Origin of the sequence: Novacetimonas hansenii JCM 7643 (genome assembly GCF_000964405.1) — a bacterium.
In the GTDB taxonomy this organism is placed as follows: Bacteria; Pseudomonadota; Alphaproteobacteria; order Acetobacterales; family Acetobacteraceae; genus Novacetimonas; species Novacetimonas hansenii.
The window spans coordinates 1-5,746 of the sequence record NZ_BANE01000192.1; the positions used below are offsets into that span (position 1 = coordinate 1).

The 5,746-nt window shown below is 65.0% G+C and carries 6 protein-coding genes; 5 read left to right on the top strand and 1 reads right to left on the bottom strand.

Translation table 11 applies throughout. The annotated features are described in order from the left end of the window. Positions 1-191: 191 nt before the first annotated feature. Positions 192-809: a TetR/AcrR family transcriptional regulator gene (locus tag B7G66_RS12850; protein WP_003621555.1), complete on the top strand. Its 618-nt coding sequence runs from the start codon at positions 192-194 to the stop codon at positions 807-809. 5 nt (positions 810-814) lie between these two features. After that, the gene (locus B7G66_RS12855; RefSeq protein WP_040512711.1) at positions 815-1,162 is read left to right on the top strand and encodes a carboxymuconolactone decarboxylase family protein; all 348 of its coding nucleotides are present in this window, start codon (positions 815-817) and stop codon (positions 1,160-1,162) included. Between the two features lie 81 nt (positions 1,163-1,243). Here B7G66_RS12855 and B7G66_RS17465 read toward each other — a convergent pair whose 3' ends face one another. Then, positions 1,244-1,435 carry a hypothetical protein gene (locus B7G66_RS17465; RefSeq protein WP_141313023.1) on the bottom strand — a complete coding sequence of 64 codons (192 nt, stop codon included), beginning with the start codon at positions 1,433-1,435 and terminating at the stop codon, positions 1,244-1,246. Positions 1,436-1,458: 23 nt separating this feature from the next. Here B7G66_RS17465 and B7G66_RS12865 point away from each other — a divergent pair, with 23 nt between their 5' ends. From B7G66_RS12865 to amaB, 3 genes are all read left to right on the top strand, one after another. Next, positions 1,459-2,367 carry a DMT family transporter gene (locus B7G66_RS12865; RefSeq protein WP_003621552.1) on the top strand — a complete coding sequence of 303 codons (909 nt, stop codon included), beginning with the start codon at positions 1,459-1,461 and terminating at the stop codon, positions 2,365-2,367. A gap of 404 nt (positions 2,368-2,771) precedes the next feature. Continuing rightward, positions 2,772-4,058 carry an NAD(P)/FAD-dependent oxidoreductase gene (locus B7G66_RS12870; protein WP_003621551.1) on the top strand — a complete coding sequence of 429 codons (1,287 nt, stop codon included), beginning with the start codon at positions 2,772-2,774 and terminating at the stop codon, positions 4,056-4,058. 41 nt (positions 4,059-4,099) lie between these two features. After that, positions 4,100-5,614: an L-piperidine-6-carboxylate dehydrogenase gene (gene amaB / locus B7G66_RS12875; RefSeq protein ID WP_003621549.1), complete on the top strand. Its 1,515-nt coding sequence runs from the start codon at positions 4,100-4,102 to the stop codon at positions 5,612-5,614. The last annotated feature ends 132 nt before the right edge of the window (positions 5,615-5,746 follow it).

Below are 5,746 nucleotides of genomic sequence, written 5' to 3' on the forward strand. Positions count from 1 at the left end.
AAGACGCCGCCTTTTTCGATCGAAAGGCGGCACCCAGAAACTTTTCCTGTTTTCTATCAATGACGTGTTTTCAAACACTCTCTTAGGCTTGCTCCGCGAATGGCCCTCTGGACATGCCTGCGCACTCCCCCGGATGTGCCGCACGCTAAAGTGAGTTTCCTTACCTACCTTCAGGTCGGTAGGCTTTGGGCATGGAGCACGGTACTCGCCGCATCCTGATGCAACGGGCTGAAGAGCTTATCCGCACACGCGGCTATGCTGCCTTCAGCTTTGCTGACCTGGCGCGGGCCGCGGGCATCCGCAAGGCAAGTGTCCACCATCATTTCCCCACCAAGGAAACACTCGGATGCGCGGTTATCGAGGACTACCTGCACCGCTTCACCGCCGAACTGTCGGCCGTGTGGCATGCGGTCCCCGACGCCCCCGGACGGTTGCGGGCCTTTGCCGCTTTTTTCACCAGCAGCGCCATGGCCGGCATGCTGCCGCTGTGTGCGGCGCTGGCGGCACAGCGCGACAGCCTGCCACCGTCGATGCGCCACCAGACGGCGGCATTTTTCCGGCTGCATCTCTCATGGCTCGAATCCGTCATGGCGGAAGGGATCGCGGCGGGCACGCTGCGCGGCGACCTGCCCGCATCCGTGCTGGCGCGTCGGTTCGTCACCCGGCAGGAAGGGGGGAGCCTGCTGGAATGGGGTCTGGGGGAGGCGCCCGGCGGGACTGCTGACGGCGTGCATGCCGATGACGTGCTTCATGACCTCCTGCCCAGGGATGTCCGGGCGGGACCACCCGATCACCACAGGAAGACATGACCATGATGATGGACTGGAACACATATCGCGACCAGCTTGCCAAAGGTTTTGGAAAGGTCGCCACCCTGTCGCCCGGCACGGTCGAGGCCGTTGTCGCCGCGGGGGAGGCCGGGGCGAAGACCGGGCATCTTGATGCAAAGACGCGGGAACTGATCGCCCTTGCCGTGGCGGCCACGACCCGGTGCGACGGCTGCATTACCGTCCATTCCGCCGAAGCGGTCAAGGCGGGCGCCACGCGGGAGGAAATTGCCGAGGCTCTGGGCGTGGCCGTGGCGATGAACGCGGGCGCGGCCCTTGTCTATTCCGCGCGCGTGCTGGACGCGGTGGATGCGCTGGATACGGCCAAGGGCTGATCCCCATCTGGGGCAAGGGACTGCGTGATAAAAGCTTCTGGCCCGGATTGTCCCGCAATGATTTGGGACATGCCGTCTTTTTCAAACGCTGAAGGACGGCGCCCGGACATCTTTGTGCCTTGGCTGTCGCTGTGCCTGTCCCTTCGCCTGTCCCTTTGCCTGTCCCTTTGCCTGCGTGCCCGGCATGCCGCACGCGGGATCGTGTGTGACATTTTCCCGCCTGCGCGCATCCAAACGCCGCGCAGGCGCGCATGCCCGGTTGCCTGCCGCCATGCGCGGGCATATCCCTGTGCGCCATGACCACACGCCCTTCCCATCCCCGCCTGGTTGCCCTGTGGGCCGCCGTGGCCCTGCTGTCATGGGGCAGCGCCTATCCCATCGTCCGGGTCGTGATGCACGAAATCGGGCCTGTTCCCCTTGCGGCGCTGCGCTATGCGCTGGCGGCGGTGCTGTCGGTGGGATGGCTGCTGTATGAACGCGCGCCCCTGCCACGCGCGCGCGACATCCCGCGCTTTGTCGCATGCGGGGGAATCGGCATCAGCCTGTACAATGTGCTGTTCAATACCGGCGAACTCAGCGTTTCCGCCGGGGCGTCCAGCCTGCTGATCAGTTCCTCCCCCCTGATGGCCGCCATCATCGCCGTGGCGGTGATGGGCGAACGGCTGACGGCATGGGGGTGGGTCGGATCGCTTATCAGTTTCGCCGGGGTCATCACCATCGCGGGCGGCGAACCGGGGGGCCTGTCATTCGGGTCGGGCACGACGCTGATCCTTGGGGCGGCATTGTGCAGCGCGCTTTACACCACCTTGCAAAAACGCCTGATCCCGACCTATGGCGCGATGGCCACCACGGCGTATGTGCTGATCGTCGGGGGGATCATACTGCTGCCATGGCTGCCACAGGCGCTGGGACGGGTGCCGCACATGTCGATGGCCGGTATCGCCAGTGTGGCGCAGCTTGCGATACTGCCTGCCTTTGTCGGATATGCGGCATGGACGTGGGTGGTGGGACAGATGGGCGTCGCACGGGCGGCGGGCCTGCTGTACCTGCTGCCGCCGGTCACTTTGCTGGAATCCTTTGCGCTGGTGCATGAAGTCCCCGAACTGCGCACCCTGCTGGGGGGCGTGGTGGTCATGCTGGGTGTGTTCCTGGCCAATACGCTGGGCCGCGCCCCGGTGGAACGGATGCCGCCCGGCGGGGAATGACCCCATCTGGCGCGACGTCAGGGGGGGAACCCAGGGGAAAGCGGCGGATGAAAACCGGTGTATGGAGAGCGGTGCATACGATCGGACACATGGATCATTCCGTATTGGAATGACCCCAGTTCCGAATATCGTTTTGCGCCCGGTGCGATCGAAAATACCTTGCGCGATGGCGTCACCGGGGGTGCGCGCCAACCGGCGACAGCCCCCGCCCTGCCGGGGGGTGTCGCCCGCCCGGCAACCTTCCCCCGGACCCGCCAACAGAAGATGCCAGCCGGGGAGACCAGCCGGGAATGCCGCCAGCAAACCCCACTGGTAAACGCCGTCAGGCAAACGCTGCCGGGTAAACGCCACCAGATAAACGTCACTGGGTAAACGCCACTGGGCAACGCAACAGGGTAACGTGCATGCAGAATGATCCGCGCAGCCATGGTCTTTGGGAAGTCACCGCCCCGCCCGCCCCGCCCACCACGGCGTTGCGCGGACATGTGGATGTCGATGTCGCGATTATCGGCAGCGGCTATACCGGGATGTCGGCGGGGCTGCACCTTGCGCAGGAATCCTGCAATGTGGTGATCCTTGAGGCCAACGAGATCGGCTTTGGCGGGTCGGGACGCAATGTCGGCCTGGTGAATGCGGGCCTGTGGGTCATGCCCGACGACCTGCTGACGACGCTGGGCGCCACGATGGGCCGGCGGGTGCTGGACCTTCTGGGTAATGGCCCGCGGGAAGTCTTTGACCTTGTGGCGAAACACGCCATCGCGTGCGAGGCCACGCCCACCGGCACGTTACATTGCGCGGTGGGGCAATCCGGGCTGGACAACCTGCGCGAACGCGAACGCCAGTGGCAGGCGCTTGGCGCGCCGGTGCGCCTGATGGATGCGGGCGAGGCCGCGCGCCAGATCGGCAGCACGGCCTATACCGGCGCGTTGCTGGATGAACGCGCGGGCACGATCCAGCCCCTTGCCTATGCACGGGGTCTGGCGCGCGCGGCGATGGATGCGGGCGTGCGGCTGCATACTGCGACATGCGTGACCGATGCGCAGCAGGCGGGCGCGTGGTGGCACCTGCGCACCAGTGGCGGCGGGTCGGTGCGTGCGCGCTGGGTGATCGTGGCCACCAATGCCTATACCACCAACATGTGGCCCGAACTGCGCGCCGAACTGGTGCATCTGCCGTATTTCAACCTTGCCACCCGCCCCCTGCCCGCGCATGTGCTGGAAACGGTCCTGCCCCACAAACAGGGCGCATGGGACACCAGGGACATCCTGACCTCCTTCCGTCTGGACCGGGCGGGACGGATGATTATCGGCAGCGTGGGCGCGCTGGACCGTGCGGGGCGGCGCATCCACCATGCCTGGGGACGCAGGGCACTGGCGCGGATTTATCCGCAACTGAAGGACGAACCCTTTGAAACCGAATGGTACGGCAGCATCGGCATGACCACCGACGCGGTTCCCCGTTTCCATCAGCTTGCCCACAATGTAGTGTCCATCAGCGGCTATAACGGGCGCGGTATCTCGCCAGGGACGGTGTTTGGCCGGGTGCTGGCGCAGCTTGTATGCGGCAGGATCGGGATTGCCGACATGCCGCTGCCGCTCTGCCCGGTGCAGCCGGTGCGCGCCCGCCCCGCGCGCGAAGCCTTTTATAACGTGGGGTCCGCCATTGCCCACGCGGGCACGGCATGGCTGTAGAGCCATATCCGCGCCCACAGGACTGGAGAACAGGAAGACATATGACCATCGTATCCGACGTACATGCCCTTCTGGAAAAGCTGGGCGTCGCGCGCGATGCCTATACCGGCGGCGACCTGATCGTACGCACCCCCATCACGGGCGAGGAAATCGCCCGCGTTGCGACCATTTCCGCCGATGCGGTCGATGGCGTGATCGCCCGCGCGGCCGACGCCTTTGTCGCATGGCGCAAGGTGCCGGGGCCACGCCGTGGCGAACTGGTGCGCATCCTTGGCAATGTCCTGCGTGACAACAAGGAGGCGCTGGGCCGCCTGGTATCGTTCGAGGCGGGCAAGGTCCTGTCCGAAGGGCTGGGCGAAGTGCAGGAAATGATCGACATCTGCGACTTTGCCGTCGGGCTGTCGCGCCAGCTTTACGGCCTGACGATCCAGTCCGAACGCCCTGACCACCGCCTGATCGAACAATGGCACCCCGCCGGTGTCGTCGGCATCATTTCCGCCTTCAACTTCCCCGTTGCGGTATGGTCATGGAATGCGGCGCTGGCGCTGGTCTGTGGCGATCCGTGCATCTGGAAGCCGTCGGAAAAGACCCCGCTGACCGCACTTGCCACCCATGCCCTGTTTGACGAGGCCGTGCGCCAGTTCGGCGCGGACGCCCCGGCCGGCCTGTCCGCGCTGATTATCGGGGATGGCGCGATCGGGCAGCGCCTGGTTGATGACAGGCGCGTGCCGGTCATTTCCGCCACCGGGTCAACCCGCATGGGCCGCATCGTGGGCGAACGCGTGGCGCGCCGCTTTGGCCGCTCCATCCTTGAACTGGGCGGCAACAATGCCTCCATCGTTACGCCGTCGGCGGATCTGGACCTGACGCTGCGCGCGGTGGCGTTCGGCGCGATGGGCACGGCGGGACAGCGCTGCACCACGCTGCGTCGCCTGATCGTGCATGAAAGCGTGTATGACGCGCTGATCGGCAAGCTGAAGCAGGTATATGCCAATATTTCCGTTGGCTGCCCCGTCAGCAGCGACGCGCTGGTCGGCCCGCTGATTGACGAGGCCGCATTTACCGCGATGCAGGACAGCCTGAAGGCCGCAACCGCCGCCGGTGGCGCCGTGCATGGCGGCACGCGCGTGGATGTCAACGGCACGGGGTCGTTCTATGTCCGTCCCGCGCTGGTGGAAATGCCCGCGCAGACCGGACCGGTGGTGGAGGAAACCTTTGCCCCGATCCTGTATGTCCTGAAATATACCGACCTGGATCAGGCCATCGCGTTGCAGAACGACGTGCCGCAGGGCCTGTCCTCCTCCATCTTTGGCACCAACCTTCTGGAGGTGGAACAGTTCCTGTCCGCCGCCGGGTCCGACTGCGGTATCGCCAACGTCAATATCGGGCCGTCCGGCGCGGAAATCGGCGGGGCGTTCGGTGGGGAAAAGGAAACCGGCGGTGGACGGGAATCCGGCTCTGACGCATGGCGTGCCTATATGCGCCGCCAGACGAACACCATCAATTACGGACGCACACTGCCACTGGCGCAGGGCGTGAAGTTCGACGTCGGCTGATGCCATCACATGCAGGGGCACTGCCCCTGCACCCCACCAAAGGTCCTCGACCTTTGGAAATCAAGACTTTCAAAAGCTGTTAAAAAAACAGGACCGACAGCCTGTCAGAATTATAAAAGTTTTTGGTAAAGC

Excerpts from the sequence above, each read along its gene's own strand:
- B7G66_RS12850 (WP_003621555.1), top strand. The coding sequence starts at position 192 with ATGGAGCACGGTACTCGCCGCATCCTGATGCAACGGGCTGAAGAGCTT.
- B7G66_RS12855 (WP_040512711.1), top strand. The coding sequence starts at position 815 with ATGATGGACTGGAACACATATCGCGACCAGCTTGCCAAAGGTTTTGGA.
- B7G66_RS17465 (WP_141313023.1), bottom strand. The coding sequence starts at position 1,435 with ATGGCGGCAGGCAACCGGGCATGCGCGCCTGCGCGGCGTTTGGATGCG.
- B7G66_RS12865 (WP_003621552.1), top strand. The coding sequence starts at position 1,459 with ATGACCACACGCCCTTCCCATCCCCGCCTGGTTGCCCTGTGGGCCGCC.
- B7G66_RS12870 (WP_003621551.1), top strand. The coding sequence starts at position 2,772 with ATGCAGAATGATCCGCGCAGCCATGGTCTTTGGGAAGTCACCGCCCCG.
- amaB (WP_003621549.1), top strand. The coding sequence starts at position 4,100 with ATGACCATCGTATCCGACGTACATGCCCTTCTGGAAAAGCTGGGCGTC.